General features: G+C 66.5%; 27 protein-coding genes, 1 tRNA gene and 1 pseudogene. 19 read left to right on the forward strand and 10 right to left on the reverse strand.

The genetic code is table 11. The features are described from left to right. Positions 1–87: 87 nt before the first annotated feature. A tRNA-Lys gene (locus ACIGJD_RS01375) sits at positions 88–160 on the forward strand. Positions 161–245: 85 nt separating this feature from the next. Here the strand turns inward: ACIGJD_RS01375 and ACIGJD_RS01380 are convergent. Beyond that, on the reverse strand, positions 246–845 hold the full coding sequence (locus ACIGJD_RS01380; RefSeq protein WP_483687962.1) for a M23 family metallopeptidase: 600 nt from the start codon (positions 843–845) through the stop codon (positions 246–248). Positions 846–877: 32 nt separating this feature from the next. After that, a pseudogene (locus ACIGJD_RS01385) lies at positions 878–1,218 on the reverse strand (YciI family protein). 146 nt (positions 1,219–1,364) lie between these two features. Here ACIGJD_RS01385 and ACIGJD_RS01390 point away from each other — a divergent pair. The 5 genes from ACIGJD_RS01390 to ACIGJD_RS01410 all read left to right on the forward strand — a co-directional run bounded on the left by ACIGJD_RS01390 (position 1,365) and on the right by ACIGJD_RS01410 (position 5,625). Beyond that, positions 1,365–2,384, forward strand: a complete 1,020-nt coding sequence (locus ACIGJD_RS01390) for a LacI family DNA-binding transcriptional regulator (RefSeq protein ID WP_483687963.1) — start codon at positions 1,365–1,367, stop codon at positions 2,382–2,384. Positions 2,385–2,494: 110 nt separating this feature from the next. Then, positions 2,495–3,331, forward strand: coding sequence for a DUF4397 domain-containing protein (locus ACIGJD_RS01395; RefSeq protein ID WP_483687964.1), 837 nt, complete (start codon positions 2,495–2,497; stop codon positions 3,329–3,331). Between the two features lie 115 nt (positions 3,332–3,446). Further along, positions 3,447–4,169: a class F sortase gene (locus ACIGJD_RS01400; protein WP_483687965.1), complete on the forward strand. Its 723-nt coding sequence runs from the start codon at positions 3,447–3,449 to the stop codon at positions 4,167–4,169. A 45-nt stretch (positions 4,170–4,214) separates the two neighbouring features. Continuing rightward, entirely contained in the window at positions 4,215–4,829 is a 615-nt protein-coding gene (locus ACIGJD_RS01405; protein WP_483689562.1) for an RNA polymerase sigma factor, read from the forward strand. Beyond that, entirely contained in the window at positions 4,816–5,625 is an 810-nt protein-coding gene (locus ACIGJD_RS01410) for an anti-sigma factor (RefSeq protein WP_483687966.1), read from the forward strand. Before ACIGJD_RS01405 ends, ACIGJD_RS01410 begins: the two co-directional genes overlap by 14 nt. Here the strand turns inward: ACIGJD_RS01410 and ACIGJD_RS01415 are convergent. Both ACIGJD_RS01415 and ACIGJD_RS01420 read right to left on the reverse strand, forming a co-directional pair. Then, positions 5,615–6,091, reverse strand: coding sequence for a hypothetical protein (locus tag ACIGJD_RS01415; protein WP_483687967.1), 477 nt, complete (start codon positions 6,089–6,091; stop codon positions 5,615–5,617). The genes ACIGJD_RS01410 and ACIGJD_RS01415 overlap by 11 nt on opposite strands. Before the next feature lie 104 nt (positions 6,092–6,195). Then, complete coding sequence (locus tag ACIGJD_RS01420) at positions 6,196–6,984, reverse strand: ANTAR domain-containing response regulator (protein WP_483687968.1); 789 nt, start codon at positions 6,982–6,984, stop codon at positions 6,196–6,198. A 466-nt stretch (positions 6,985–7,450) separates the two neighbouring features. Between ACIGJD_RS01420 and arfA the strand changes: the two genes are divergently transcribed. The 12 genes from arfA (at position 7,451) to ACIGJD_RS01480 (ending at position 17,734) form a co-directional block, all read left to right on the forward strand. Next, entirely contained in the window at positions 7,451–8,977 is a 1,527-nt protein-coding gene (gene arfA, locus ACIGJD_RS01425) for an arabinosylfuranosidase ArfA (RefSeq protein WP_483687969.1), read from the forward strand. Positions 8,978–9,034: 57 nt separating this feature from the next. Continuing rightward, the gene (locus tag ACIGJD_RS01430; RefSeq protein WP_483687970.1) at positions 9,035–9,622 is read left to right on the forward strand and encodes an HhH-GPD-type base excision DNA repair protein; all 588 of its coding nucleotides are present in this window, start codon (positions 9,035–9,037) and stop codon (positions 9,620–9,622) included. After that, positions 9,622–10,626 carry a LacI family DNA-binding transcriptional regulator gene (locus tag ACIGJD_RS01435; RefSeq protein ID WP_483687971.1) on the forward strand — a complete coding sequence of 335 codons (1,005 nt, stop codon included), beginning with the start codon at positions 9,622–9,624 and terminating at the stop codon, positions 10,624–10,626. The genes ACIGJD_RS01430 and ACIGJD_RS01435 overlap by 1 nt, the downstream gene beginning before the upstream one ends. Before the next feature lie 99 nt (positions 10,627–10,725). Next, positions 10,726–11,283 carry a cysteine hydrolase family protein gene (locus ACIGJD_RS01440; protein ID WP_483687972.1) on the forward strand — a complete coding sequence of 186 codons (558 nt, stop codon included), beginning with the start codon at positions 10,726–10,728 and terminating at the stop codon, positions 11,281–11,283. Between the two features lie 94 nt (positions 11,284–11,377). Then, positions 11,378–11,680: an urease subunit gamma gene (locus ACIGJD_RS01445; protein ID WP_286401053.1), complete on the forward strand. Its 303-nt coding sequence runs from the start codon at positions 11,378–11,380 to the stop codon at positions 11,678–11,680. A gap of 11 nt (positions 11,681–11,691) precedes the next feature. Next, positions 11,692–12,045 carry an urease subunit beta gene (locus ACIGJD_RS01450; RefSeq protein WP_483687973.1) on the forward strand — a complete coding sequence of 118 codons (354 nt, stop codon included), beginning with the start codon at positions 11,692–11,694 and terminating at the stop codon, positions 12,043–12,045. After that, on the forward strand, positions 12,042–13,772 hold the full coding sequence (gene ureC, locus ACIGJD_RS01455) for an urease subunit alpha (RefSeq protein ID WP_483687974.1): 1,731 nt from the start codon (positions 12,042–12,044) through the stop codon (positions 13,770–13,772). Before ACIGJD_RS01450 ends, ureC begins: the two co-directional genes overlap by 4 nt. Before the next feature lie 21 nt (positions 13,773–13,793). Then, on the forward strand, positions 13,794–14,279 hold the full coding sequence (gene ureE / locus ACIGJD_RS01460; protein ID WP_483687975.1) for an urease accessory protein UreE: 486 nt from the start codon (positions 13,794–13,796) through the stop codon (positions 14,277–14,279). 55 nt (positions 14,280–14,334) lie between these two features. Continuing rightward, positions 14,335–15,045 (forward strand): urease accessory protein UreF, encoded by a 711-nt coding sequence (locus tag ACIGJD_RS01465; RefSeq protein WP_483689563.1) that lies wholly within the window; start codon positions 14,335–14,337, stop codon positions 15,043–15,045. Positions 15,046–15,075: 30 nt separating this feature from the next. Then, the gene (gene ureG, locus ACIGJD_RS01470) at positions 15,076–15,690 is read left to right on the forward strand and encodes an urease accessory protein UreG (RefSeq protein ID WP_483687976.1); all 615 of its coding nucleotides are present in this window, start codon (positions 15,076–15,078) and stop codon (positions 15,688–15,690) included. 236 nt (positions 15,691–15,926) lie between these two features. Further along, positions 15,927–16,673, forward strand: a complete 747-nt coding sequence (locus ACIGJD_RS01475) for an urease accessory protein UreD (RefSeq protein ID WP_483687977.1) — start codon at positions 15,927–15,929, stop codon at positions 16,671–16,673. Next, the gene (locus ACIGJD_RS01480; protein ID WP_483687978.1) at positions 16,673–17,734 is read left to right on the forward strand and encodes a HoxN/HupN/NixA family nickel/cobalt transporter; all 1,062 of its coding nucleotides are present in this window, start codon (positions 16,673–16,675) and stop codon (positions 17,732–17,734) included. Before ACIGJD_RS01475 ends, ACIGJD_RS01480 begins: the two co-directional genes overlap by 1 nt. Before the next feature lie 57 nt (positions 17,735–17,791). On the opposite strand, the gene ACIGJD_RS01485 is transcribed toward ACIGJD_RS01480, so the two are convergent. Continuing rightward, positions 17,792–19,723 carry an adenylyl cyclase gene (locus ACIGJD_RS01485; RefSeq protein ID WP_483687979.1) on the reverse strand — a complete coding sequence of 644 codons (1,932 nt, stop codon included), beginning with the start codon at positions 19,721–19,723 and terminating at the stop codon, positions 17,792–17,794. Between the two features lie 166 nt (positions 19,724–19,889). Here ACIGJD_RS01485 and ACIGJD_RS01490 point away from each other — a divergent pair, with 166 nt between their 5' ends. After that, positions 19,890–20,948, forward strand: a complete 1,059-nt coding sequence (locus ACIGJD_RS01490) for a LacI family DNA-binding transcriptional regulator (RefSeq protein ID WP_483687980.1) — start codon at positions 19,890–19,892, stop codon at positions 20,946–20,948. On the opposite strand, the gene ACIGJD_RS01495 is transcribed toward ACIGJD_RS01490, so the two are convergent. From ACIGJD_RS01495 to ACIGJD_RS01515, 5 genes are all read right to left on the reverse strand, one after another. Then, positions 20,945–21,394, reverse strand: a complete 450-nt coding sequence (locus ACIGJD_RS01495; RefSeq protein WP_483687981.1) for a DapH/DapD/GlmU-related protein — start codon at positions 21,392–21,394, stop codon at positions 20,945–20,947. The two genes, ACIGJD_RS01490 and ACIGJD_RS01495, sit on opposite strands and share 4 nt — an antisense overlap. Before the next feature lie 93 nt (positions 21,395–21,487). Next, entirely contained in the window at positions 21,488–22,147 is a 660-nt protein-coding gene (locus tag ACIGJD_RS01500; RefSeq protein ID WP_483689564.1) for a GntR family transcriptional regulator, read from the reverse strand. 118 nt (positions 22,148–22,265) lie between these two features. Next, on the reverse strand, positions 22,266–23,300 hold the full coding sequence (locus ACIGJD_RS01505) for a transketolase family protein (protein ID WP_483687982.1): 1,035 nt from the start codon (positions 23,298–23,300) through the stop codon (positions 22,266–22,268). Then, positions 23,297–24,220, reverse strand: coding sequence for a transketolase (locus ACIGJD_RS01510; protein ID WP_483687983.1), 924 nt, complete (start codon positions 24,218–24,220; stop codon positions 23,297–23,299). Before ACIGJD_RS01510 ends, ACIGJD_RS01505 begins: the two co-directional genes overlap by 4 nt. A 36-nt stretch (positions 24,221–24,256) precedes the next feature. Continuing rightward, positions 24,257–25,594: an MFS transporter gene (locus ACIGJD_RS01515; RefSeq protein ID WP_483687984.1), complete on the reverse strand. Its 1,338-nt coding sequence runs from the start codon at positions 25,592–25,594 to the stop codon at positions 24,257–24,259. Positions 25,595–25,702: the final 108 nt, after the last annotated feature.

A 25,702-nucleotide genomic window follows, 5' to 3' on the forward strand; every position in this document is an offset into this window, starting at 1 on the left:
AAGACGCCGGAACCATGGGTTAGAGTATTAACGTCCAGAAATGGATTGGGCCGGACGGGCGGACACACGTGTTTGACCGGCCGGCAGGGGCCTTTAGCTCAGTTGGTAGAGCATCGGACTTTTAATCCGTGGGTCGTGGGTTCGAGCCCCACAGGGCCCACCTCTTAGCAGGTCAGCGGCATGCAGCCGCTGGCCTGCCGTTGTTTTAAGGCCTGGAACCAACGCAAACCGCGTCTGGGCTGCCCTCAAACTGACAGCACAGTCCCGTTCCTGGGAAGCCCGTCAGGAAACGTGATGGGAACCGCGGAAGCCTGCTCCGGAGCCGGGCCATCCATGGCCTGCAGGTGCAGATGCGGTTCCGTGCTGTTGCCGGAGTTGCCGCACGCTCCCACCACTTCGCCGCACTCAATCCGCTGCCCCGGCCGGACCCTCACGCTTCCCCGCTTGAGGTGGCACAGCGCCACGAACAAGCCCGCGCTCTCGATCACCACGTGGTTGCCGGCCAGGGCCAGCCACCCTTCCCGAACACGCCTGGCCTGGGTGGCGGCATAGCCGATTGAGGGGAAGCCGCGGAAGGCGGCGTGGTCAGTCCCGCCGTCGTGGGCGGAGCACACCAGGCCGGACACCGGCGCCCGGACTGCCCTGCCGAAACCGGCGAAGTGCTCCGGCGGCTCCGGCCGGACCAGCGACGCCAGGGTGAACCGCGCAGACCGCCCTTTCGCGTCCACCGGCGTGAAGTCGATGGCGTAACTCGTGCCCAAAAGCCGCGTCCCGTGGCTGGGAACCCTGTCCGCGGGCGAGTTCTGCACCAGCCAGGCACCCGTGAACGGATACTGCAGTTCCACAATCCCTCCAGCTCCAGGCGGCGGTCCCGCGTTCAGCTGGCGGGGTCGTACTGGAACGCCCGCACTCCTGGGCACACCGGCAGGCGGCGGCGATCTTCGCGGCCCAGTGCAGTGCAGCGTCGTGGCTGGGCAGCTCCAGTACTGTGTAGCCGCCTTCCATCTGCGCCGTCTGCGGGTAGGTGCCCTCCGTGACGGATCCGCCGCCGTCGACCATGACCGGCGGGACGCTCTCGTCGATGCCGCCGCCGAACACCCAGACGCCCGCGTCCTTGGCCTCCTGCACCACCGCATGGGCGGCGTCGGCAACTTCCTGCAGGCCGCCGTCGGGGATGTCCATCGCGCCGCTGGGAAACGAGATCAGGTACTTGGTCATTGGGCCGGCTCCTTCGCTGCAGACGCGGATGGCCTTCATCCTTCCCATCCCGCCGGGTCAGCGCAAGCATTCATCGACAATCAGCACCGCCTATTTGCACCCGCAACACAGGCAGCCGCAGGGGCCGCAGCAGGCACAATAGGCACATGGCAAAAACCAGCAAGGGCCGGATGCCGCGCCTGGAAGACGTGGCAAAGATCGCCGGGGTCTCCCACCAGACCGTGTCCCGCGTGGTGAACAACCACCCCAACGTCAGCAAGGCGACCCGGGAAAAGGTGGAAGCGGCCATCGCGGAACTGGGATACCGGCGCAATACCGCTGCCCGGAGCCTTGTCACGCGGCGCTCGCAGACCATCGGCGTACTGGCCAGCGAGCTCTCGCAGTACGGCCCGGCCAACACCCTGGTAGGCGTTGAAAATGCCGCCCGGAACGCCGGCTACTTTGTCAGCATCGCCGCCCTGCGGGAAGTCAGCAGGGACGCCATCTCGGACGCTGTTGGCCACTTCATGGACCAGGCCGTGGACGGCATCGCCGTGCTGGTGCCGCACTCGCAAACCCTGGCCGTGCTGGAACAGATGAACCTTCCCGTGCCCGTGGTGGCTGTGGGCTCGGCAGGCAGTGCTTCGGTGAGCGGCGCCATGGTGGACCAGCGCGCGGGCGCCAGGCTCGCCGTCGAACATCTCATCAAGGAAGGCCACCGGCAGATCGGGCACATCGCGGGGCCGCCGGACTGGACAGACGGCGCCGAGCGAGCGGAGGGCTGGCGCGCCGCCCTCCGGGACGCAGGGCTGGATGAGTCCCTGCTGGTGGAAGGCGACTGGAGTGCCGGCAGCGGCTACTCGATTGGCCGCGAGCTGGCGTCCGGACGCGCGGCGACGGCCATTTTCGTGGGAAACGACCAGATGGCACTGGGCCTGCTGCGCGCCTTCACCGAGGCGGGGGTCAAAGTGCCCGACGACGTCTCCGTGGTGGGCTTCGACGACCAGCCGGAGGCGGGGTACTTCACGCCCCCGCTGACCACCGTCCGTCAGGACTTCGAGGAACTGGGCCGCCGGTGCATGGACATGATGCTTAAGGAGATCGAGTCCGGCGCCCCGGTGAGCTCCACCGTGGTCGCGCCGGAACTGGTCCTCCGCGCCAGCACCGCCGCTCCGGCATCCGCGTAGGAGCTCCGCCAAAAAAATCTCCATGAATCTGCATCCAAATCCGGTGCTCCGCCGGTAGTAGGGGTGTCAGCAAAAAACGCCCGCGAGCCGGGCCGATCAAGGAGATGGACATGCGCAACACAATCTTCGCCGCAGGTGCCGGTGCAGCAGCCATTGCAGCGGCAATCGCGCTGGCAGGTCCCGCCAGCGCAGCAGACGGGGACGCCCAGCTTTCCGTCCTGCACGGGGTCCCCGGACTGACCGTGGACGTGTGGGTCAACGGCGAACGCACGCTCGATGATTTCACCCCGGGGACCCTTGCCGGGCCACTGGCGCTTCCGGCGGGCACCTACGACATTGCCATCACGGCAGCCGACGCCGCCGACGCGTCCGCACCGGCCATTGGCCCGGTCAGCGTCAACCTGGCCGCCAACGGAAACTACACCGCTGCTGCCCACCTGGGCGCGGACGGCAAGCCCACCGCCAGCCTGTTCACCAACGACACGTCCCAGATCCCGGCCGGCAAGGGCAAACTGACCGTCCGGCACGCCGCTGCCGCACCCGCCGTCGATGTCCTGGCAGGCGGCACCGCCGTCGTCACCAATCTGGCCAACCCGAACGAGCAAACCCTGACCCTCGATCCCGGCACAGTCCCGGCCGCAGTTGCCGCTGCCGGCACCACCACTCCCGTGATCGGCCCGGCGGACGTGGCTGTGGCGGAAGGGACGCACACCATCGTCTACGCATGGGGCAGCCTGGCGGACCAGAACCTGAAGCTCGCGGTGCAAACCATCGACGGCCCGCACTCGGCTCCGGCCTCCGTGCCCGGCGCCCTCAACGGTTCCGCTGATTCCGCCGGGGCAGGCTCCGCTGCCGCCACCGCCGGATTCGGCCTGGCAGCCGTGGCGCTGCTGGCCGCGGCGGTGGGCGTAAACCGCGTGGTCCGCGCCCGCCGCGCGCAGCTCTGACGCTCCCTTCGCAGGACCGTAGAAGGCAGGGGCCCGGCCGCGCACCCGCGGGCGGGCCCCTGCCCCGGTCCTTCCAGTTGTTCGGCGCACCACGTGCCCAGGAAAGGTGGCAGGCATGAAGGCAGGTACGACGACGGTAGGCGCCCAGCGCCGCCGGCATTCCTTGAGTGCCGGGGCAGCAGCGCTGGCGGCCGCTGCGCTGGTTCTTTCCGGCTGCGGCGCCGCGGACCCCGCCACTCAGTCGCCAGCTCCTGCAGTGGCCACCAGTGCGCCCGCTCCGCCCGGCACCCCAAAACCCCTTGTTACCGCCGTTGAAGCTGCGCCTTCCACCCTTGCTGCAGCGCCGCCAAAGGCCATCCCGGTCCGGCCGGCAACTCCGCCGGCCGCCGCTGCCGCGCCTCCACCCGCCTCGCTTATTGTGGCCGGTACCGCCATCGACATGCCGGTGGTGCCCGGGGGAGTGTCAGCCGGGGGAGCGATGGAAATTCCAGACGTGTTCGACCGTGCTGCCTGGTACAAGTACGGCGCGGCCCCCGGGGCTGCCGAAGGCACAGCCGTCATCGCCGGACACATCGACACGACCTCGGACCGCGCGCCGTTCTCCGCGCTGAAGTCGCTCGCGGCGGGAACCATCATCACGGTGGGACGGGAAGGCGCCCCGGCCGTTTCCTACCGGGTTGTGGGCGTGGAGCTGATGGCGAAGGACACGTTCGACGGTGCCGCCGTTTTCCGCCGCTCAGGACCGCACGAACTCAAGCTGGTCACCTGCGGCGGCAGATGGCTGGACGCGCGGATGGACTACAGCGACAATGTCATTGTCACCGCAGTCCCTGAATGAACCGGTCCCCGGATGAACCACTTCCTGGATAAGCGGTGGCCCGCAATGTATCTCGTCGCCGAAGCCGGGAGGGAGCCGCCTGTGACGCTCCCCGGCCGCGCCGCCCAAGGATGGGACGACGGGCTGACCGCCTCCTTCCTGTCCGGCGATGAGCATGCGCTGGCAGCGGCCTATCGTGAGTTCGCGCCCCTGGTGCATACCCTGGCCCTGCGGTCGCTCGCCGACCGGGCCGCGGCGGACGACGTGACGCAGGAGGTCTTCATCCGGGTGTGGCGCTCGCGGAGCACCTTCAACCCGCAGGTGGCGCGGCTTCCCGCATGGATCGTGGGGATCACGCGGAACGCAATCACCGATGCGCAGCAGTCATCGGCCCGCGAAGCACGCAAGGCGCATGCTGCTGCCGGGGCCGGCCTCGCTGCGGATCCTGGGGCGGGAACTGAGGCTGCGGAAACCCTTGCGGACCGGCTGCTCCTGGACGGCGAACTGGACAGGCTCGGCGAGCCCCAGGGCTCCATCATGAAGCTTGCCTTCTATGAGGACCTGACGCACGAACAGATCTCGCGGAAACTTGACCTGCCCCTTGGTACCGTCAAGAGCCACATCCGGCGCAGCCTGACGCACCTGAGAAGCAGATTGGAGGTAGACCATGCCGCATCTTGATCCGGAACAGTTGAGCCTCCTGGCACTCTACGACGACTGGGAGGACCCGGCAGGCCGCGAACACCTCCTGGAATGCCCTGGGTGCGCCGCCGACTACGCCGCCCTGCGCCGCACGGTGGAGGCAGTGAAGACGACGCCGGACACCAGCCGCCTGTCCGTTCCCGGGCCGCAGGTCTGGGCGGGGATCCACCGCGAACTCGGCTTGGGGGAGTCCGTCCACGAGGACCCGCTGGCTGCGGAACCACCCACGGAAGCCGGGGCAACGCCTGCCGCCACGGCAGCACCCGGGGACGCGGCGCCGTCCAACGTTGTTCCCATGCCTGCCCGGCCGGAAGGTGCACGGACAAAACGTGCCCGAACGAAGGCCGCCTGGTGGCAGCGCCCCGGCGCGTGGCTGGCGACAGCGGCCGCTGCTGTCCTGGTGGTCGCGGGCGCGGTCTGGGCCTTGAACCGCCCGCCGCAGCCCCGGGAACTTGCCGAGGCCCAACTGACCCCGCTGGCCCAGCACTCCGCCGCCGGATCAGCCAAGGTGGTGTCCGCCGCCGACGGTTCACGCAGCCTGGAGGTCAGCCTGGACAAGGATGAAGCCAAGGGTTACCAGGAGGTGTGGCTGATCGCCCCGGACCTCTCCAGGCTGGTCAGCCTCGGCGTCATGAACTCCACGTCGGGAACTTTCCAGGTGCCCGCCGGCCTTGACTTGTCGCAGTATCCGGTGGTGGATGTGTCCGACGAGCCCATGGACGGCAATCCCGCCCACTCCACCGTGAGCATCGCCAGGGGCACCCTCACGTCCTGATGCGTGCCCGGACCCACGCGGAGACCCTGCTCCACTGGGCAACAACGGCAGCGGCTGCCAGCGCAGCGCCCGCGTGCAGGTACAGCATCAGGTGCAGTGAGTGCGCGGCCGGAGCAGCGGCCGACGACGACGGCACGTCCGGCGTGCTTCCGGCGCCATGGTCGTGGCCCGGCAAGGGGACGGCGCTGGCGGTTGAGAAAGCTGAGAAGGCAAGGTGCAGCAGTTGCTGGGCGACCGCGGATGCCGCCAGGACAGCCCAGCCCGGCAGCTGCGGGGGCGCCAGCCGTTCAAGGAGCACTGCGCCCAGGCCCAGCAGCACCGCCAGTGCAACGACGATGACGACGGCGGGAGAGGCGCCTCCCCCCGCAACATGCGCGGCCAGTCCCAGGGCGGTGGCCAGGGGACCTGCCAGACAGGTAAGGACACTCCGGCGGGTGCGCGGAACGGCTGCCTGCGTGCTCTCCATCCGCCTGCCCTTCCGCTGCTGGACCTCATTGTTCCCTACCCATTCCGGCAGGAGTGAACCAAGGAGGCAGGCAGGGGTGGCCTGCGGCGTGGTCAGCGGGGTGGCTAGCGGCCGAAGTGTGAGTGCGGTGTGCCCTCCGGCAGGCGCTCAAGGATGTCCTCGGCCACCTTGCGCACTTTGATGTTCCGGTGGCTGGATGCCTTGGCCAGGATGGAAAACGCCTCCTGGTAGGAGCACCTGTTCTGGGCCATGATCACGCCGCAGGCCACGTTGATGGACGTACGGCTGTCCAGGGCTGAGCGGAGATCGGTGGCCAGCGAACGGGCGGTGTGCAGGTTGATGGCCATCTGCAGGCTCTTGGTTGCCAGGGCGGCGAAGGTGCGCGCTTCCGCGATGGCCTGGAGCGGAAAGGCCTTCGCGTCCTGCGCAAAGAAGGCGAGCGCGGCGCTGGACTGGCCCAGTTCAGCGCTGCCGGGGATCCCGTCGTCGGCCGGAATGTCTGCATCGAGGCGGAGCCGCACCGCAAGGGCGCTGCCGAACCCGGCTGACTGCAGTTGGGTGGAATATTGCCGCCACCGGAAGTCGCCGTTCCTCTGGAGGACCGCCACGGGGTGGCCGCCGGACATCACATCGGTCACCGGCCCCTCGGCCATCTCCCGTTCCCAGTCCAGCAGCCGGACCACCTCGCCCGAAGTGCCGGTGATGGCAAGGCTCCGCTTTGGCTGGCGCAGCACCAGGCCGCAGCCAACATCCAGGTTGGCTGTCCTGGCCACATGCCCGGCAGAGGCCGCCACCAGCAGGTCAAGGGAATCGGCCAGGGTCTGTGCTCCGTTGACCAGGTCCAGCAGGAGGCCCGGGTTTGTGGGCGTGCCCTGGTCATGGCTGGCCTTCAACAGGGGTGTGCGACCCCTTCGGGCGTCCGAAGGGGCAAGAGGGCCGGCGACGGCTGGGGGAGAGTCCTTGGTCTCAAAGGACTCCTCGTCGCCGGCCCCGCCTATTACCCGCGTCCTGTGGACCGGGAAGCCTGGGCCTAAGTGTCGTGCGTGCATTGCCAGTCTCACACCCCCTAGTGAGCCAAGTACCGAGAACCAGAACGGGTCTTGTCTCTGGTAAAGAAACCTAATTGCCCTCCGGGCCCCCGTGAATGCGTAACTGGTACCTGTCTTTTCGGTTAGGTAGTACTTGGAGGCCCGGGGCCGCGAGGCTGTTCGGAGTCCCGCCGCAGGTCAGTCCGCCTTCCGCTCCCGTCGCCGGCGGAATCCCCAAGCAGGAATGGATTGGTCCAACCCTTGACGCATGAAGCGGAAGCCTCAACAATGTCTTCTATAACGTTGTAAAAACCAAGCCGAGGATACCTTCGTGACCCAGCCAGAACCCGCTGCAGCCAAAATCACCCTTGACCCCTCCTTCACCGTGGGCCCCGTCCGCCGTCGTACTTTCGGTGCCTTCGTGGAACACCTTGGCCGGTGTGTGTACACCGGCATCTTCGAGCCGGACCACCCGGACGCCGACGAGGACGGCTTCCGCAGGGACGTCCTGGCGCTGACCCGGGAACTGGGAGTCTCCACCGTCCGCTACCCGGGCGGAAACTTCGTCTCCGGCTACCGCTGGGAGGACGGCGTGGGCCCGGTGGACCGGCGCCCCGTGCGGCTGGACCTCGCCTGGCACTCCACCGACCCCAACACCGTGGGGGTGGACGAGTTCGCCAAATGGTCCGTCAAGGCCGGCGTGGAACCCATGATGGCGGTGAACCTGGGCACGCGCGGCACGCAGGAGGCGCTGGACCTCCTGGAATACTGCAACATCGACGGCGGTACCGAGCTTTCCGAACAGCGCCGGGCCAACGGGGCCGCCGATGGCTACGGCATCAAGATGTGGTGCCTGGGCAATGAGATGGACGGTCCCTGGCAGATCGGCCACAAGAACGCCCTGGAGTACGGCAGGCTCGCTGCCGACACCGCCCGCGGAATGCGCATGATGGAGCCGGATCTGGAGCTGGTGGCGTGCGGCAGTTCCGGGCCCACCATGCCCACGTTCGGTGAGTGGGAGCGTGTGGTGCTGTCCGAAACCTACGAACTGGTGGACCTGATCTCCGCCCACCAGTACTTTGAGGACTTTGGCGACCTGCAGGAACACCTCGCCGCCGGACACAAGATGGACGCTTTCATCCGCGACCTCGTGAGCCACATCGACCATGTGAAGTCGGTGAAGAAGTCCACCAAGCAGGTGAACATCTCGTTCGATGAGTGGAACGTCTGGCACATGAGCCGCGATGAATCCAAGGTGCCCACCGGCAAGGACTGGCCCGTGGCCCCCGTGCTGCTTGAGGACACCTACACGGTTGCCGACGCCGTGGTAGTTGGGGACTTGCTGGTCACGCTGCTCCGGAACACGGACCGCGTCCACTCGGCAAGCCTGGCACAGCTGGTGAACGTCATCGCGCCCATCATGACCGAGCCGGGCGGCCGGTCCTGGAAGCAGACCACCTTCCACCCCTTCGCCCTGACCTCCCGCTACGCCTCCGGTACCGTACTGCAGCTCGCCGTCGAATCGCCGCTGGTCAGCAGCGGCAAGACCGCCGACATCGCGGCCCTGTCCGCCGTCGCCACCTATGACGCGGACAAGGGCGAGGCCGTGGTGTTCGCGGTCAACCGCTCGGCAGGCCAGGCACTGAACCTGGATGCCGCCGTGGCCTCGCTGGGCAACGTGCGAGTGGTGGAAGCCGTGACCTACGCCAACAAGGACCCCTACTGGCAGGCCAGCGCCGACGATTCAACGTCGGTCCTGCCGTCCGAAAACGGAACGGTGAAGGTGGACGGCGGCCGGCTCACCGCCGAGCTTCCGGCCGTGTCCTGGTCCATGATCCGGCTGGCTGTCAGCGCCTGACCCCCGGGTGGGAAGGCGGGGGCGTCCTTATGACGATGGCGGGCCGCAGGTGGGAGGATGGACGGCATGGAACTGCACATCACGGGGGATCCCGCCGCGGACAAGTTGTTGAGTGAGGACGCCTTCGCCCTGCTGACCGGCATGCTGCTGGACCAGCAGGTCACCATGGAATCAGCCTTCGCGGGGCCGGAGAAGATCCGGGCCCGGCTCGGGTCGCTGGAACCCGGGGCCATTGCCGCGCACGATCCCGCCGCGTTCGTGGAGGTATTCAAGGAACGCCCGGCGGTCCACCGCTTCCCCGGCTCCATGGCCGCGCGGGTGCAGGCGCTCGCCGAAGCAGTGCACAGCGAGTGGGACGGCGATGCCGCAGCCATCTGGACCAAGGGGTCCCCCGACGGTGCCGAGGTGCTGCGCAGGCTCAAGGCCCTGCCCGGATTCGGGGAGCAGAAGGCCAAGATTTTCCTGGCCCTGTTGGGCAAGCAGCGCGGCCTTGAGGCGCCGGGGTGGCGGGAAGCTGCCGGTCACTACGGCGAGGACGGCTCCTACCTTTCGGTGGCGGACATCGTGGACCCGGAGTCCCTGGCCAAGGTCCGCGCCAGCAAGCAGGCCGCCAAAGCCGCGGCGAAGGCAGAGAAAGAGCGTTAATGGCAGTCACCATGAACGACGTTGCGCGGGCGGCAGGGGTTTCCCTCAAGACGGTTTCCAACGTCCTGAACGACTACGAATTCATCCGGCCCGACACCAAGCAACGCGTGCAGGATGCCATCGCGGAGCTGGGCTACGAAGCCAATCTCACCGCCCGCAGCCTGCGGTCCGGCAAGACGTCCATGCTGGGCCTGGTCCTGTCCGACCTCTCCGCCCCCTACTACGCCGAGCTGGCGTCCAAGCTGATGAAGGCTGCCGCCCGCCACGGCTACCGGGTGATGGTGGAGCAGTCCGATGCCGAAGCCTCCGTTGAACTTGGCGCCCTCCAGGGGACCTTCCGCCAGCTCACCGACGGGCTGCTGTTCACTCCACTGGTGGTGGACGCGGATGCCATTGCCGCGCGGGCGGGCAACAAGCCCATGGTGATGCTCGGCGAACACATCCTGGATCCCCGCTTCGATCTGGTGACCATGAAAAACGAGGAAGCCGCGGCCGCGCTGACCAGGCACCTGCTGGCCGGCGGCCGCCGTCGTATTGCCGTGGTTGGTGCCAACACGGGGGAGTCTGCAGGGACAGCCGGCCTGCGCCTGAACGGCTACCGGAAGGCGTTGGAGGAGGCAGGCGTTCCCTTCGACCCCGCGCTGATCGCCCCTGCTGAGTGGCGGCGCGATACCGGTGCCGCGGCGGTGGCCAGCCTGCTGGAGTCCGGCGTGCAGTTCGACGCCGTCTTCGGACTTAACGACGTGCTGGCACTCGGCGCCATGCACCAGCTGCTGATTCGCGGCGTGAAGGTGCCGCAGGACGTAGCGGTGGCCGGTTTTGACGACATTGACGAGGCGCGGTTCGCCTCCCCGTCCCTGACCACCGTCTCGCCGGGCATGGACGAAATCGCCGAGCGCTCCATCGGCCTGCTGCTGGACCGGATCGCAGGCCGCGAGACATCGGAACAGGGCGTGCACGTGGAGGCCGGGTTCGAGTTGAAGGTCCGGGAGTCCGCCCCCTGACTCCCCCCGCACCTGGCCCACCACCTCCCGCCAGGGGTTTCGCGTGCACCGCTGGCGGGTACCTTTCCGTAAACCCGCTCAACGAGGAAAGGTGCCCACATGATTGCCCTCCTGGTCATCGACATGCAGAACGCATTCTTCGAAACACCCGAATTGGCAGCCCAGCAGGAGCGGGTGGTCAGTGAGTGCAACCGGCTGATTGAAGGGTTCAAGGCAGCCGGACACAGCGCGCTCCTGGTGGGCACCGAACACGAACGGGACAAATCCACCTGGACCCTGAGCATGCTTGACGACGACCAGGGGTTCATCTTCCGCGGCAGCGGGCAGGCCCAGTCGGTGCCGGGGCTCTTGAAGGAGGACCTGCCCCAATTGAACAAGACGAGGGACAGCGCGTTCGTGGGCACCAACCTGCTGGCCAGGCTGCGGAATTGGGGCGCCGAGGAAGTGGTGCTCGCCGGCGTCTCCACGCACAACTGCATCGCCCAGACCGCCGCGGACGCGTTCGCCCACAACATCCGGGTCACTTACGCCAAGGACGCCATGGCCTCCGAAGCCGACCAGGACGCCGCCGACATGCTCCGCATCCTTTCCACCACCTACCGCCAGCCCATCCAGTCAAGCGATGAGATCCTCGGCCGGCTCAGCGACGCCAAGTAGGCGGACCCACAGCCTTTACTGATACTCCTGAAACCTGGCGGAAACGTGCCGGGCTTACGCTGGCAGCACGCCCCAGGCCGTCGAAGGGAACCCCATGCATCTGATGCCGCGTGAGCAGGAAAAGCTCCTCATCGTGGTGGCCGCCGACCTCGCCCGCCGGCGTCAGTCCCGCGGCCTCAAGCTCAACTACCCCGAGGCTGTGGCCATCATCAGCTATGAGCTGATCGAAGGCGCCCGCGACGGCCGCAGCGTGGCGGAGCTCATGAGCTACGGCACCACGCTGCTCACCCGCGACGACGTGATGGAAGGCGTGCCGGAGATGATCCACGACGTCCAGATCGAGGCCACCTTCCCCGACGGCACCAAGCTGGTCACCGTCCACAACCCCATCCGCTAAGGAGCGCGGCAATGATTCCAGGCGAGTATGTCCTCCGGCCGGAGCCCATCACCGCGAATGCGGGCAGGGAGGCAGTCGAGGTCGCCGTGACCAACACCGGCGACCGGCCCGTGCAGGTGGGTTCCCACTACCACTTCGCCGAGGCCAACGCGGCCCTGGACTTTGACCGTGTAGCTGCCTACGGCCGGCGCCTGGACATCCCGGCGGGCACGGCTGCCCGGTTCGAGCCGGGGGACTCACGGACCGTCCGGCTCATTGAGCTGGCAGGCTCCCGCGAGGTCTACGGCCTCAGCAACGGAGTCAACGGAAAGCTCGACGCCGGCACTCGCCAAATCGGGCCACTCACGGAAGGGGACGCCAAGTGAGCTTCGAGATCCCGCGCCGGCAATACGCCGACCTTTATGGACCGACCACCGGGGACAAAATCCGCCTGGCGGACACTGAGCTCTTCCTCGAGATCGAAAAGGACCTCACCGTCCACGGCGAGGAAGTGGTGTTCGGCGGCGGCAAGGTGATCCGCGACGGCATGGGGCAGAACGGCCAGGCCATCCGGGATGAGGACATTCCGGACACCGTGATTACGAACGCCGTCATCCTGGACTACACCGGCACCTACAAGGCGGACATCGCGCTAAAGGACGGGCATATCTTCCGGATCGGAAAGGCCGGAAACCCGCAGATCACCGACGGCGTGGACATCATCATCGGCGCCAGCACGGAAATCATCGCCGGGGAACGGAAAATCCTCACGGCAGGCGGCATTGACACCCACATCCATTTCATTTCACCGGACCAGATCCCCACGGCGCTGGCCAGCGGTGTGACCACCATGATCGGCGGCGGCACCGGCCCCGCTGAAGGCACCAAAGCCACCACGGTGACCCCGGGGAAGTGGCACATCCAGCGGATGCTGCAGGCGGCCGAGGCGTTCCCCATGAACATCGGCCTGTTCGGCAAAGGCCACGCGTCCGCCGTCGAACCCCTGGCCGAGCAGATCCGCGCCGGCGCCATCGGGCTGAAGGTCCACGAGGACTGGGGCGCTACCACTTCGTCGATCGATACCTCGCTCAAGGTGGCTGACGAGTACGACATCCAGGTGGCCATCCACACCGACACCCTCAACGAGTGCGGCTTCGTGGAGGACACCATCCGGGCCATCGACGGCCGGGTCATCCACACCTTCCACACCGAAGGCGCCGGCGGCGGGCATGCGCCGGACATTATCAAGATCGCCGGGATGCCGAACGTCCTGCCCGCCTCTACAAACCCCACCCTGCCGTACACGCGCAACACCATCGAAGAGCACCTGGACATGCTGATGGTGTGCCACCACCTCAACCCGGACATCCCCGAGGACGTGGCCTTCGCCGATTCCCGCATCCGCGCCGAAACCATCGCCGCCGAGGACGTCCTGCAGGACCTGGGCATCTTTTCCATCACCTCCTCGGACTCCCAGGCCATGGGCCGGGTGGGTGAAGTCATCACCCGCACCTGGCAGGTGGCAGACAAGATGAAGAAGCAACGGGGCGTGCTGGAGGATGGCGACGGCGGGACGCACGGGAGTGCGGACAGCGACAACTTCCGGCTCAAGCGCTACGTGGCCAAATACACCATCAACCCCGCTATCGCCCAGGGCATCGCTGGCTTCGTCGGGTCCGTTGAAGTGGGCAAGTTCGCCGACCTGGTGCTCTGGGACCCGGCATTCTTCGGCGTCAAGCCGGAAGTGGTGCTCAAGGGCGGCCAGATCGCTTACGCGCTGATGGGGGACTCCAACGGCTCCATCCCCACGCCGCAGCCGCGGTCCATGCGGCCCATGTTCGCCACCTTCGGCAAGGCCGTCCAGCAGTCCTCCATCACGTTCCTGTCCAAGGCCGCGATCGACGCCGGTGTCCCGGAAGAGCTGGGGCTCCAAAAGGTCATCCGGCCCGTGTCCGGCATCCGGAACCTCACCAAGGCCGACCTCAAGTACAACGACGCCACCCCGGACATCCAGGTGGACCCGGAAACCTACCAAGTGACCGTCGACGGCGAGGACGTCACCTGCGAGCCGTCCGACGTGCTCCCCATGGCGCAGCGGTACTTCCTCTTCTAGTCACACCCAGAAAGTAAGCACGTGATCATCGAACGAGTCCTCGGCAACCTCCACGACCTGCCGGACACAGACCTCGCCGCCTACGCCGGCCTGCACCGCGAAAAAGTCGTCCTGCCCAGCGCTTCCCTGGTGAAACGCATTCAGCGGGCGACGACGGACCACGGCAAGGAGATCGGCATCCGGCTCCCCGCTGGCTCCGGCGACCTCCGGGACGGGGACATCCTGCACGTCGAAGACACCAACATGGTCGTCGTCTCCGTCCTGCCCACCGACGTCCTGGTCATCGCTCCCAGGACCATCACCGAAATGGGCATCACCGCACACTCCCTCGGCAACCGGCACCTCCAGGCACAGTTCTTTGACGCGTCCTCGGAATATGAAGCCGAAGTCATGGTGTGCGCCTACGACCACACCGTCGAGGACTACCTTCGCCATGCTGGTGTGCCTTACACCCGCCAGGAACGCGTCCTCCCTGTACCTTTCCGCCATGCTGAACATTCGCACTAGTACCAGCGGCACCTTGGGCGCGGTGGCGGGTGAAGGGGGCTGTGCCCGCTTCGCGGTGCCCACCACACCGCAGCCCCCTTCACCCGCCACCGCCGGGGTCGGCAGTTACCAGCTTGCTTTGCAGCAGCTCACTGACTCTGCGCTTCCTACTGGGGCCTTTGCTCACTCTCTTGGGTTTGAGACCTATGTCGACACCGGTGTTGTCGCTGATGAGGCTGGTTTTGGGGTATGGCTGTCTGCTTTCATCTCTCAGTCGTTGACGTACTCGGATGGGCTTGCTGTTCGGCTTTTCTATGAGGGCGTTGATCTGGGGGAGCTGGATGCTCTCCTCTCTGCTTCCCTTTTGCCCCGGCAGGTTCGGGAGGCCTCCCTCAAAATGGGGTCTCGGCTGCTCGAAATTGGTGGGGAGGTGTTTCCCTCGCCCGCGCTGGAACTGTACCGGGACCTGGTGGCCACCGGCCGCGCCGCAGGGCACCAGCCGCTGGCGTTCGCCGTCGTCGCCCGCTCCCTCGGGGTGCCGCTGCAGGAAGCACTTGCCGCCTACCTCTTCGCCACCGTTACGTCCCTCACCCAGAACGCCGTCCGCGCCATCCCCCTCGGCCAGAACGCCGGACAGCGGGTGCTGCGCAAAGCGCACGACGACGTCGCTGCCGCCATCGAGGTGATAGGGCGCCTCACGCCTGACGACCTCGGTGCCGTCAGCCCCGGACTGGAAATCTCGCAAATGCGGCACGAACGCCAACGTGCCCGGATGTTCATGAGCTAACCGTGCACACCGCTTCACAGGAGGAACACCATGACTGAACCCATCAAGATCGGCATCGGCGGGCCCGTCGGCGCCGGCAAGACCCAGCTCGTCGAGCGGCTCACCCGGCACATGAGCGGCGACATCTCCATGGCCGCCATCACCAACGACATTTACACCATCGAGGACGCCAAAATCCTCGCCGCAGACGGCATCCTCCCCGTGGACCGGATCATCGGTGTCGAAACCGGCGGCTGCCCCCACACCGCCATCCGCGAAGACACCTCCATGAACACCGCCGCCATCGAAGAACTCAAAGCCCGGCATCCCGACCTTCAGGTCATCTTCGTCGAATCCGGCGGCGACAACCTCTCCGCCACCTTCAGCCCCGAACTGGTGGACTTCTCCATCTACATCATCGACGTGGCTCAGGGCGAAAAGATCCCCCGCAAAGCCGGCCAAGGCATGATCAAATCGGACCTATTCATCATCAACAAAACTGACCTGGCTCCCCACGTCGGCGCCGATTTGTCAGTCATGGAGAAGGACTCGAAGGAGTTCAGGGGCGAGCGTCCATTCTGCTTGACGAACCTCAAAACCGACGAGGGACTCGACGCCGTCATCGAATGGATCCGGCACGACGTCCTGATGCTCGACCTCGCATGAGTACGACGGCGGAGGCAAGTTCCGCGCGTCCGTCACCGGGTGCCGGGCTGGGTCCGGCGGCTTCGCCGGATTTGGGGCCGTGCCCGCTGCGCGGTGCCCACCACGCCGCGGCCCCAAAATCCGGCCTCGCCGCCTCAGAGCCCCCGTCACCAATGGGTGAGCTTGAGCTTTTGGTCGACGTTCGTGGTCAGCGCTCAGTTGCGAAGCACCAGTACCACCGGGGTGCCTTAAGGGTGATGCGGCCGCATTACCTCGATGACTCCGGGCAGGTTTGCTATGTCGTCGTGAATCCGGGCGGGGCCTATCTTGGGGCTGACCTCTTTCTGCTGGATGTTGAGGTTGGTGACTCTGCTTCTCTGTTGTTGACGTCACAGTCCGCTACGAAGGTTTATCGGACTCCTGGGTCTTTTGCCGAGCAGCGGATGACTGTGCGGTTGGGGGAGGGGGCCCGGTTGGAGCTGATGCCGGACCAGCTCATCGCCTACCGGGAGGCGAGCTACCGGCAACGGACCTCGGTGGCCTTGCGGCCGTCGTCGAGCCTCGTCATGGCCGAGGTGGTGACACCCGGATGGTCACCGGACGGGGCCGCGTTCCGCTACGAGGAGGTCCGGCTGCGGAACGACCTCCGGGTGGAGACTGAGGGCGGCACCGAACTGCTGGCGCTGGACAACCTGTTGATCCGGCCGCCGCTGAACGATGTCACGGGGCTCGGGTTCATGGAGGGTTTTAGCCACCTGGGCTCGTTGGTGGTGGTGGATCCGCGAGTGGACCAGGCGCTCGCCGACGAACTGCATCAGTTGACCCAGCCGTTGGACGCCAGGACCGGCCTCTCGCTGACCCGCACGGTCGGGGGAACCACAGGGCTGGTGCTGCGGGCCCTGTCCAACAGCACCGGGGAACTCAACCGGCTCCTCGGTGCCTGCGGCAACCTCCTCCGGGAACGCTGGTTCGGCCAGGGTCCCCTGGACCTGAGGAAGCACTGATGACGGCACTGACCACCATCACCGCCCTCTACCGGGACCGGGAATCACTGCCGCTCCGGACCCGCCTGGCCTTTACCTTCGGTGCGGTGGCCGTGCTGCATGCTGCCGCCGTCGTCCTCTTGCTTGCCGGGACCCTTAGCGGAGGCGGGCAAGCGCTGACCTGGGGACTGGTGCTCACCGCCTACCTGGCGGGGGTGAAGCACAGCTACGACTGGGACCACCTGGCGGCGATCGATAACTCCACGCGCAAGTTCGTGGCGCAGCGGCAGGATCCGGTGAGCGTCGGATTCGCCTTCAGCCTGGGGCACAGTTCGGTGGTGACCCTGGCGGGCGTGCTGGTGATCGCCGGCGCAACCATGGTGGGGGAGTTCATGGAGGACGGAAGCGCCGGAAACCTGGTGCTCGGCCTGATCGGCAGCGGGGTGTCCGGGCTGTTCCTGCTGGCCATGGGCCTGTTCAACGGCTCCGCTTTCGCACTCTCGGCGCGGGCCCACCGCCGCGCCCGGCACGGCGCCGCGGTGCATCCCCGGGACCTGGAGCCGCAGGGGCTGGTGGCGCGGCTCCTCGCCCGGCCGCTGGCCAGGGTGCGGCGGCCGCGGAACATCTACATGATCGGGTTCCTGTTCGGCCTCGGCTTCGATACCGCCACCACCATCGGGCTGCTCATGATGACGACGGCGGCGTCCCTGGCCGGGGTGCCGCCGTTCGCCCTGCTCGCGCTGCCGTTGGCCTTCGCAGCCGCGATGACGCTGTGTGATTCCCTGAACGGTCTGGCCATGATGCGGATGTACCGCTCGGCACTCGATGATCCTCAGCGGATGCTGGGCTTCAACGCACTGGTTACGGGGATTTCCGCGGTCTCGGCACTGTTCATTGCCGTCATCACCCTGGGCGGTTTTGTCCACGCCGCCTTCGCCCTGGACGATCCCGTTACGGCATGGCTTGGATCGGTGGACCTCGGGGACGCCGGCCTCCTGCTCGTGGCGCTGCTGCTGGCCGTCTGGGGTGGGGCGGCGCTGGCGTGGAGGCAGGCCCGGAACACATCGCGACAGCGGAACTGACAGGGCGCGGAGCCGGCAACGACTGCCGGCACCGCGCCCTGTTGTGAGGCTTGGCTCCTAGCCAAAATCGGCCACGTAGCTGGGAAATCCGACGGCGTCCGTGGACACAGGCGCCCCCGTGTCGTTGACAACGTGGTCCAGTGTTCCAGCGCCGAGATTCACGGTCAGCAGGCTGTGCAGCTTCACGCCGGGCGTCACCGGTACCTCGAAACCCCTGGAGGCGTGGATGGTGGGGTCCACGTTGGTGTACACGTAGCTGCCGCCACCCCACAGTTCGTGGCTCTTCACGGAGTCGGCGACCTTGTAACCCGCCCAGCCCAGGATCCCGTCGTGCTGCCATGCTGCCTGGTTGGGCGCGTCGTAGGGCAGTTCGTTTTGGAAGAAGATGGTCTTGCCGTTCTCCCCGTTCCAGACGACGTTGTACTCCTGGTAATGCTCCACAAAGAGGCCCGTGGCGGTGACATTGTTGCCGTTGACGATCACGCCGTTCCGGCCGGTATTGGTTGTCCAGCCCACCCCGTTGCCGTGGTCGGCACGCCACGCCCAGATGTGGTCCAGGAGCACATTGTCGCTGTTGACCTCCAGGCTCACCGAGGCCTTGCCCACGTGCGGGCCACCGATGCGGAAGAACACGTCATGGAGTGTGGTGGGGTTTGCGGGATCGCTGTGGACGGCAGAGTTGGCCGGTCCGCTGCCTTCGCCCGGAATTGTCTTGCCGAGGCGCATGAGGGCAGGGGAATTCACCTCGCCGGCATCCACTGTGACTGCGGCGATATCAACTCCGGGCACATCAGCCACGGTCAGCGGAACTGCTCCGTTGACGGCCGTCAGGGTGGTCATGCCCAGCCCAAGCACCACGGTGTTGGCCCGCTTGACTTCGATGCTGCGGTCAACGTCGTAAACCCCGGGGGTAAGGAGCAGGTTCTTCCCCCTGGCAAGCTGAGAATTAATGGTTTGGACTGAATCGCCGGGGGTTGCGATGTAGAAGTCGGCCAAGGGGATGCTGCGGCCTGCGGTAGGACCGTTCTCCCACGTGGTCCCCGCGGAGTTCTGGCGGACGGCCGGAACAAAGACGTTGTACTGGCCGCCCGCATCCAGCGTCAGGTATGGCTTTTCGCGGCTGATGGGGGTGTTGGGCAGCGTGGTGTAGGGCGGGGTCGGAAAGGAATCGGCGGGTGCGCCGTTCACGCCCGAGAACACCTGGTTCCATACTCCGTTGGACCAGCTTCCAATGCTGGTGTCACGGACCAGGTATTGCTGCTGGGAACCGTTGATGATGGCCCCCGTCTTCGAATCTGCGATGAAGCCGCCACTGGCGTACTGCGGGCCGGCGGTGCAGTAGTCCATGAGGGAGAGGTTGCCACCGGTGATATTGACGCGGCGCATGGGGGAGGCCTGTGACGCTGCCCAGAAATTCGCCGAGCTGCGGCAGCCTTCGAGGCCCGTGACATTGATGGTGAGGTTGGACAGCGACCGCCAGAAGTTGTTGAGGGCGATGCAGTTGTCCGCGGTCAGGCAGCGGTTGTAGACGTCCACGTGCCCGTTGATGGTGACGTCGGTGGGAGAAGCTCCCAGCCCCGCCACCTCGGTGGAGTAGCCCACTTGGACAATGAGGGGTTCTGCGGGAGTGCCGTAGGTGCCGGGCTTGAACAGCAGGGAGTAACGCTTGGTTCCCATTTCGTCGTCTACCTGCTGGGCAGCGATGGAGTCCACCGTGGCCTGGATCTGCGCCACCGGCATGCTGGGATCGAAGACGTAAACATTGGGCCCGAACGGGTTCTGCACGGGCTGGGGAAGTGCCGGCGGTGAGGCGGGAGCCTGCTGGGCCGGTGCTGCGTACGGCACTGACGGCGCGGCCTGGGCCGGGACTGTCCCGCCTGCGGCGAAAAGCCCAATGAGAAGGGCGGCACTGGCGGCGACGACACCGCGGCTGTGCCGCCGGCCTGCCGGTGAGGGGTGGGATGGATCAGGGCAAGGGGCTAGCGGCATTGCTGGTCCTGTCATTCTGTGGGCTGGACGACCCCCGTCAGCTGCACTGTGCAACCGGGGATCAATGGTGGGAGCGCTCCCATCGGGGAAGAGTAGCATCGCCCTCCTGCCCCAGCAAGGGTTGACGGAAACGCTCTCATACCGCTGGTGTCGTAATGTCTGTTGAGTGAACCCAAAGACCACTCCAGCTGGGCCGGCCAGGGAGGGACGGCCGCTCCCGACGCTCGAGGACCTGGCCAAGGCCGCTGGAGTTTCCCGGTCCACTGCCTCCCGGGCCATCAACGGTGGGTCCAGGGTAAGCCCCGCGGCCCAGGCCGCCGTCGACGCTGCGATCGCGGAATTGGGGTACATTCCCAACCGTGCGGCACGAAGCCTGGTCACCCGGCGGGCCGGATCGGTGGCGCTGGTCATCCCGGAACCGGATGCCAGGGTGATGATGGATCCGTACTTTGCTGCCGTGGTGACGGGTGTCAACCAAGCCCTGCGTGATACCGACGTGCAGCTGGTGCTGCTGATGTCGCGGGCGGGGGACGATTCTTCGCGGACGCTACGCTACCTGCGCGGCGGCCATGTGGACGGCGCCATCGTGGTGTCCCACCACCGCGCGGACGACTGGGTGGAAAACCTGGGTTCCACCGGGCTGCCCACCGTCTTCATCGGCAGGCCGTGGGACAGGAAATCGGAACTTCCGTTTGTGGACGTGGACAACTTCGAGGGCGGCAGGCTGGCGGCCCGGCACCTTGCCGGCATCGGCCGTACCCACCTCGGAACTGTTGCCGGCCCCGGCGACATGACGGCCGCCGTCGACCGGCTGGAGGGCTGGATGCAGGGGCTTAAGGAGGCCGGCCTGCCGCCCGGGCCTGTCGTCTACGGGGACTTTACGACGGCGGGCGGCGCCGAGGCTGCACGCAGACTTTTCGCCCAGGCACCTGGGCTGGACGGCGTGTTCGCCGCCTCGGACCTCATGGCGCTGGGAGTGCTCGATGCCGTAGGCAGTGCGGGCAAGGGCGTGCCGGAGGACGTGGCCGTTGTGGGCTTCGACAATCACTCCATCCGGGCTCCGAACGGCGTGGAACTCACTACGGTGGCCCATCCAATGATGGAGATCGCCAAAAATGCAGGGCAGCTTTTAATCCGCGCCATTGAGAACACCGGGGTGGAGTTGGAACCGGTTATCTATCCGGCGGAACTCGTGGTCCGCGGAAGTACTGTTCCGTACACCTAGGCGGCCATCCCGCTCTTGGGCTTGCGGTGCTGCCGGTGCGTTGCCGGTGCCAGGCGGGAGTGCGCCCCGGCGAGGACCTCGCTGCCGTTGGGCACCGTGCTGTCGCTGTCCAGGTGGACGCCGTGCTCAATCAGGACACTGGACCCAATGCGTGAGTGGCTCCCAATGTGCACACGGTTGCCGATCACCGTTCCGCGGCCGATCCGCACGCCGTCGCCGATCACCGTCCGGTCCCCGATGGTGGCGTCCCGGTCGATCCAGCTGCCGTGTCCAATCCGGCAACCCGAGCCCACCTGGGCACCGTGTTCAATGTAGGTCATGGGGCCGATGCGGGCGCTGTCGGCCACCCTTGCCCCCGGGGCAATCAGCCCGCCGCCGTTGTCATGGCGGGCATACCGGGTGACCTTCCCGGTATCGTCCTCAACTGACACAAACTTTGCGGTCATACCATCCCTCGTTAAGCGCTGCGGCTATTTACCGCTCAGTAAGTTAACGGGCAGGAGGGTGCTGGGATTCCCAAACGGGCAGGTGGGAAGGGGTTAGGCCACCAGATTGGCAGCGGCGGTGTCCATGTGCTCCAGGATGGTCTTGCGGGCAAGGGTGGCGTCACCGGTGTCGATGGCAGCCACGATGTCCTCGTGCCGGTCAACGCTCATGTTGCTGACACCCTTTTCCAAGCCAGCGAACATGATGGACATGCGTATGGAGCCCTCGAGGGATTCCCAGGAGTGCAGGAGGGTTTCGTTGCCGGTGAGGCGGCAAAGCGTGCGGTGGAACTCGAGATCGGATTCGATCCGTTCCTCCAGGCTTCCGCTGGCGGCGTGGGACATGGCGTCGACCGCTTTGTGCAGCGACTCGGTGACGTGCTGCCGGTCCGGGAGTTCGCACAGGGTCCGGGCGGCGAGGGATTCCAAGGCGGCCCGGACGGCGTAGATGTCCCGGATTTCCTTTTCGTCCAGGTGACGGACGGAAAGGCGGCCGCGGGGTCCCGCGGACAGCAAGCCCTCCTGCTCCAACTGGCGGAGGGCTTCGCGCAGGGTGCCGCGGCTGATCTGGAGCATCTCGGACAGTTCAGTCTCCACCAGGTGCCGGCCGGGTTCCAGCTCGCCGCTGGTGATGGCGGTGCGCAGCGCCGAGAGTGCCTGCTCGCGCAGGCTTTTCTTTTCCAGTCCCAGCAGCGGGGCGGTCAGTCCGGCCATGGCTTCTGTCCTCAATGTCATAAGTCGACTGTTTACAGTCGATAGTGAATTCGATATTACGGCAGAAAGCACGACACCGGCTGAGGACCGGCGCCGTGCTTTCTGCGTTGGTGCTGCCTTAGCCGAGTTCCGCGAGGACCTTGGCCACGATGCGGTCAGTGGCGAGGCCGTAGCGGTCGTGCAGGGTGGGGAGGGCGCCGGCGTCGAGGAACTGGTCCGGCAGTGCCACGGGCACCACGCGCTTGCCGACTCCGGCGGCGACGACGGCGGAGGCGACGGTCTCGAACAGGCCGCCCACCACCGTGTGGTTTTCCAGGGTGACGGCCAAGCGGTCGGTGTTGACCTCCTTAAGGACAGTCTCGGCGTCGAACGGCTTGATGGTGGGGGTGTGCACGACGGCGACGTCCACGTTGTGTGCCTCGAGTGCCTTGGCTGCCTGGAGGGCGCGCATGGTCATCAGGCCGGAGGAGATGAACACGACGTCGTTGCCGCCGCGCAGCACCTTTGCTTTGCCGAGTTCGAACGTGTAGTCGTACTCGTCCAGGACGGTGGGCACGTTGCCGCGCAGCAGCCGCAGGTAGGTGGGGCCTTCGGAGGCTGCGAGCTGCGGAACGGCCTGCTCGATGTCTAGCGAGTCGCACGGGTCAACGATGGTCAGGTTGGGCATGCCGCGGAAGATCGCCATGTCTTCGGTGGCCTGGTGGCTGGGGCCGTACCCGGTGGTCAGGCCGGGCAGGCCGCCCACGATGTTAACGTTCAGGTTCGGTTCGGCCGCGTCCAGGCAAAGGAAATCGTAGGCCCGGCGCGCGGCGAACACCGAGTAGGTGGACGCGAACGGCACCAGGCCGGACTCGGCCAGGCCGGCGGCGGCCCCGAAGAGCAACTGCTCGGCCATGCCCATCTGGAAGAACCGTTCCGGGAAGGCCTTGGCGAAGATGTGCATGTCCGTGTACTTGCCCAGGTCCGCGGTCAGGCCCACGATCTTGTCGTTTTCCTGCGCGGCCTTGACCAGGGCGTGCCCGAACGGCGCGGAGGAGGTCTTCTGGCCGGGGTCGGCGAACGATGCGATCATCGCCGACGTCTTCAGCTTCGGCGTGGCCGCCGCTGCAGTGGCTGAATGTGCCGCAGCAGCGGCCGAGGTGGTGGTGCTCATGCTGAAGCCTTTCCTTCGTATCCGGCGGTGAGCTGCTCGCGGCAGATCTGCCATTCGTTCTCTTCGATGCGCATGAAGTGCGCCTTTTCGCGGTCTTCCAGCAGCGGAACGCCGCGGCCCACCTTGGTGTCGCACAGGATCACGGACGGACGTCCGACGGCGGCGGCCTGGGCGGCTGCGTTGTCGAACGCTGCGAGCAGGGCGGCGACGTCATTGCCGTCCACCCGCTGGGTGTACCAGCCGAACGATTCCCACTTCTCGGTCACCGGTTCGGTGCGCAGCACCGTGTCGGTCTTGCCGTCCGCCTGCAGGGCGTTGATATCCACCATGGCGGTCAGGTTGCCCAGCTGGTGGTGGTGGGCGCCCATGGCGGCCTCCCACGTAGAGCCCTCGTCCAGTTCGCCGTCGGAGAGGAAGTTGAACACCCGGGCGTCCGAGCCCTGGTAACGCAGGCCAAGGGCCATACCGACGGCGATGGTCAGGCCGTGCCCCAATGAACCGCCGGAGATTTCCATGCCGGGGGTGTAAGTGGACATCCCGGACATCGGCAGCCGGGAGTCATCCGAGCCGTACGTTTCCAGTTCCTCCACCGGGACCACCCCGGCCTCGGCGAGAGCGGCATAGTGGCCGATAGCGTAGTGGCCGGTGGAGAGCAGGAACCGGTCGCGGGCTTCCCAGTGCGGGTCCTCGGCACGGAACCGCAACTGGTCCCCGTAGACGGTGGCGAGCATGTCCGCCGCGCCCAGGGCCTGGCCCACATAGCCCTGGCCCTGCACCTCGCCCATGTTCAGGGCGTGGTGCCGGATCCGGTAGGCGGCGGCGCTGATCTTGTCCACGCGTTGCGGGGTCACTGCGGCCTGCAGTGTTTCTCCCCGCAGCGTCTGTCCCTGCGGGGCGTCCTGGACGGTTTCTGTAGGCATTGCGTGCTCCGTGGTCGTTTCGTGCGCGGTGGTCATTCAGGCGTTGACGGTGTTGGGGGTGCTTTTGGTGGCTTCCTCGGCCAGTTCGCGCTCCCGCTTGCCCCAGGTTTCCCGGGTGGCGACGGCGGCCCAGAGGCCGATCAGCGCGTAGGCGCCGAACAGCAGTGCCGGGCCCATCCAGCCGAAGCTGACGAACAGCAGTGTGGTGATGAACGGGGTAAAACCGGACACCATGGCCGAGATCTGGTAGGCCAGGCTGGCGCCGGAGGCGCGGGTCTTGGCCTGGAAGAGCTCCGGGAACCAGGCGCCCTGGGCGCCGGCCAGGGAGTTCTGGCACACGGCGTAGGAGATCACGATGGTGAGGATGATGGCGATGAACAGACCGGTGTTGACCAGCAGAAACATCGGGATGGCGAACAGGGCGGCGAACGCGGTGGACCACACATACAGGGGGCGGCGGCCGATACGGTCGGTCAAGGCACCCCAGGCCTGGGTGGCGAAGATGCCGATGGCCGAGGCGATGCAGAGGGCGATCAGCGTCTGGGTCTTGTCCGCCAGGTGCTGGCTGTTGATGTAGGAAATCATGTAGGTGATGGACACGGCGTAGCCGGCGGTTTCGGCGATGCGGAGACCGATGCCCTTGACGATGTTGCGCCAGTCAGTCTTGATGACCTCCACGATGGGGGCCTTGACGATGGTGCCGCTGTCCTTGACCTCATCGAAGACGGGGGACTCGGGGACGTTGGAACGGATGATCAGCCCCACGATCACCAACACGATGCTGGCCAGGAACGGGATGCGCCAGGCGAGTTCGCCGCCCAGCTGCACGCTGAACAGGAACGTCAGGTTGGCCAGCAGCAGGCCCACGGGGAAGCCGGCCTGGACAATACCGGTGTACTTGCCCTTGGTCTTCCATGGCGCGTGCTCGTAGCTCATCAGGATGGCACCGCCCCACTCCGCGCCGAAGGCGAGGCCCTGGACGATGCGGACGAAAACCAGCAGTGCCGGGGCCAGCAACCCCACCGCGGCGTAGGTGGGGAGCAGGCCAATGGCGAAGGTGGCCAGACCCATCAGGATGAGGGAGGCGACCAGGACAGGCTTGCGGCCCACCTTGTCACCGAGGTGCCCGCCGATGATGCCGCCCAGGGGGCGGGCGGCGAAGCCGACGCCCAAGGTGGCGAAGGAGGCGAGGGTACCGGTGACTGGATCGCTTCCGGGGAAGAACGCAGTTCCGAAGTACAGTGCGGCAGCGGTGCCGAAGCCGATGAAGTCGTACGTCTCAATCACGGCCCCCACGCCGGATCCGATGGCAACTCGCCGGGCGTCCTTGGTGCCGTGGACCGGGCCGCGCATGGTCAGAGCATCTTTGCTCATGGTGGTTCCCTTTCGAAAAGCGGCTGTTGAGGTCGCCGCTGTCGACTGTTAACAATTGATGGACACCAGTGTGACCCACATCATTCTTACTGTCAACAGTCGACTTCT

Source organism: Arthrobacter sp. E1SS-5 (assembly GCF_057073715.1).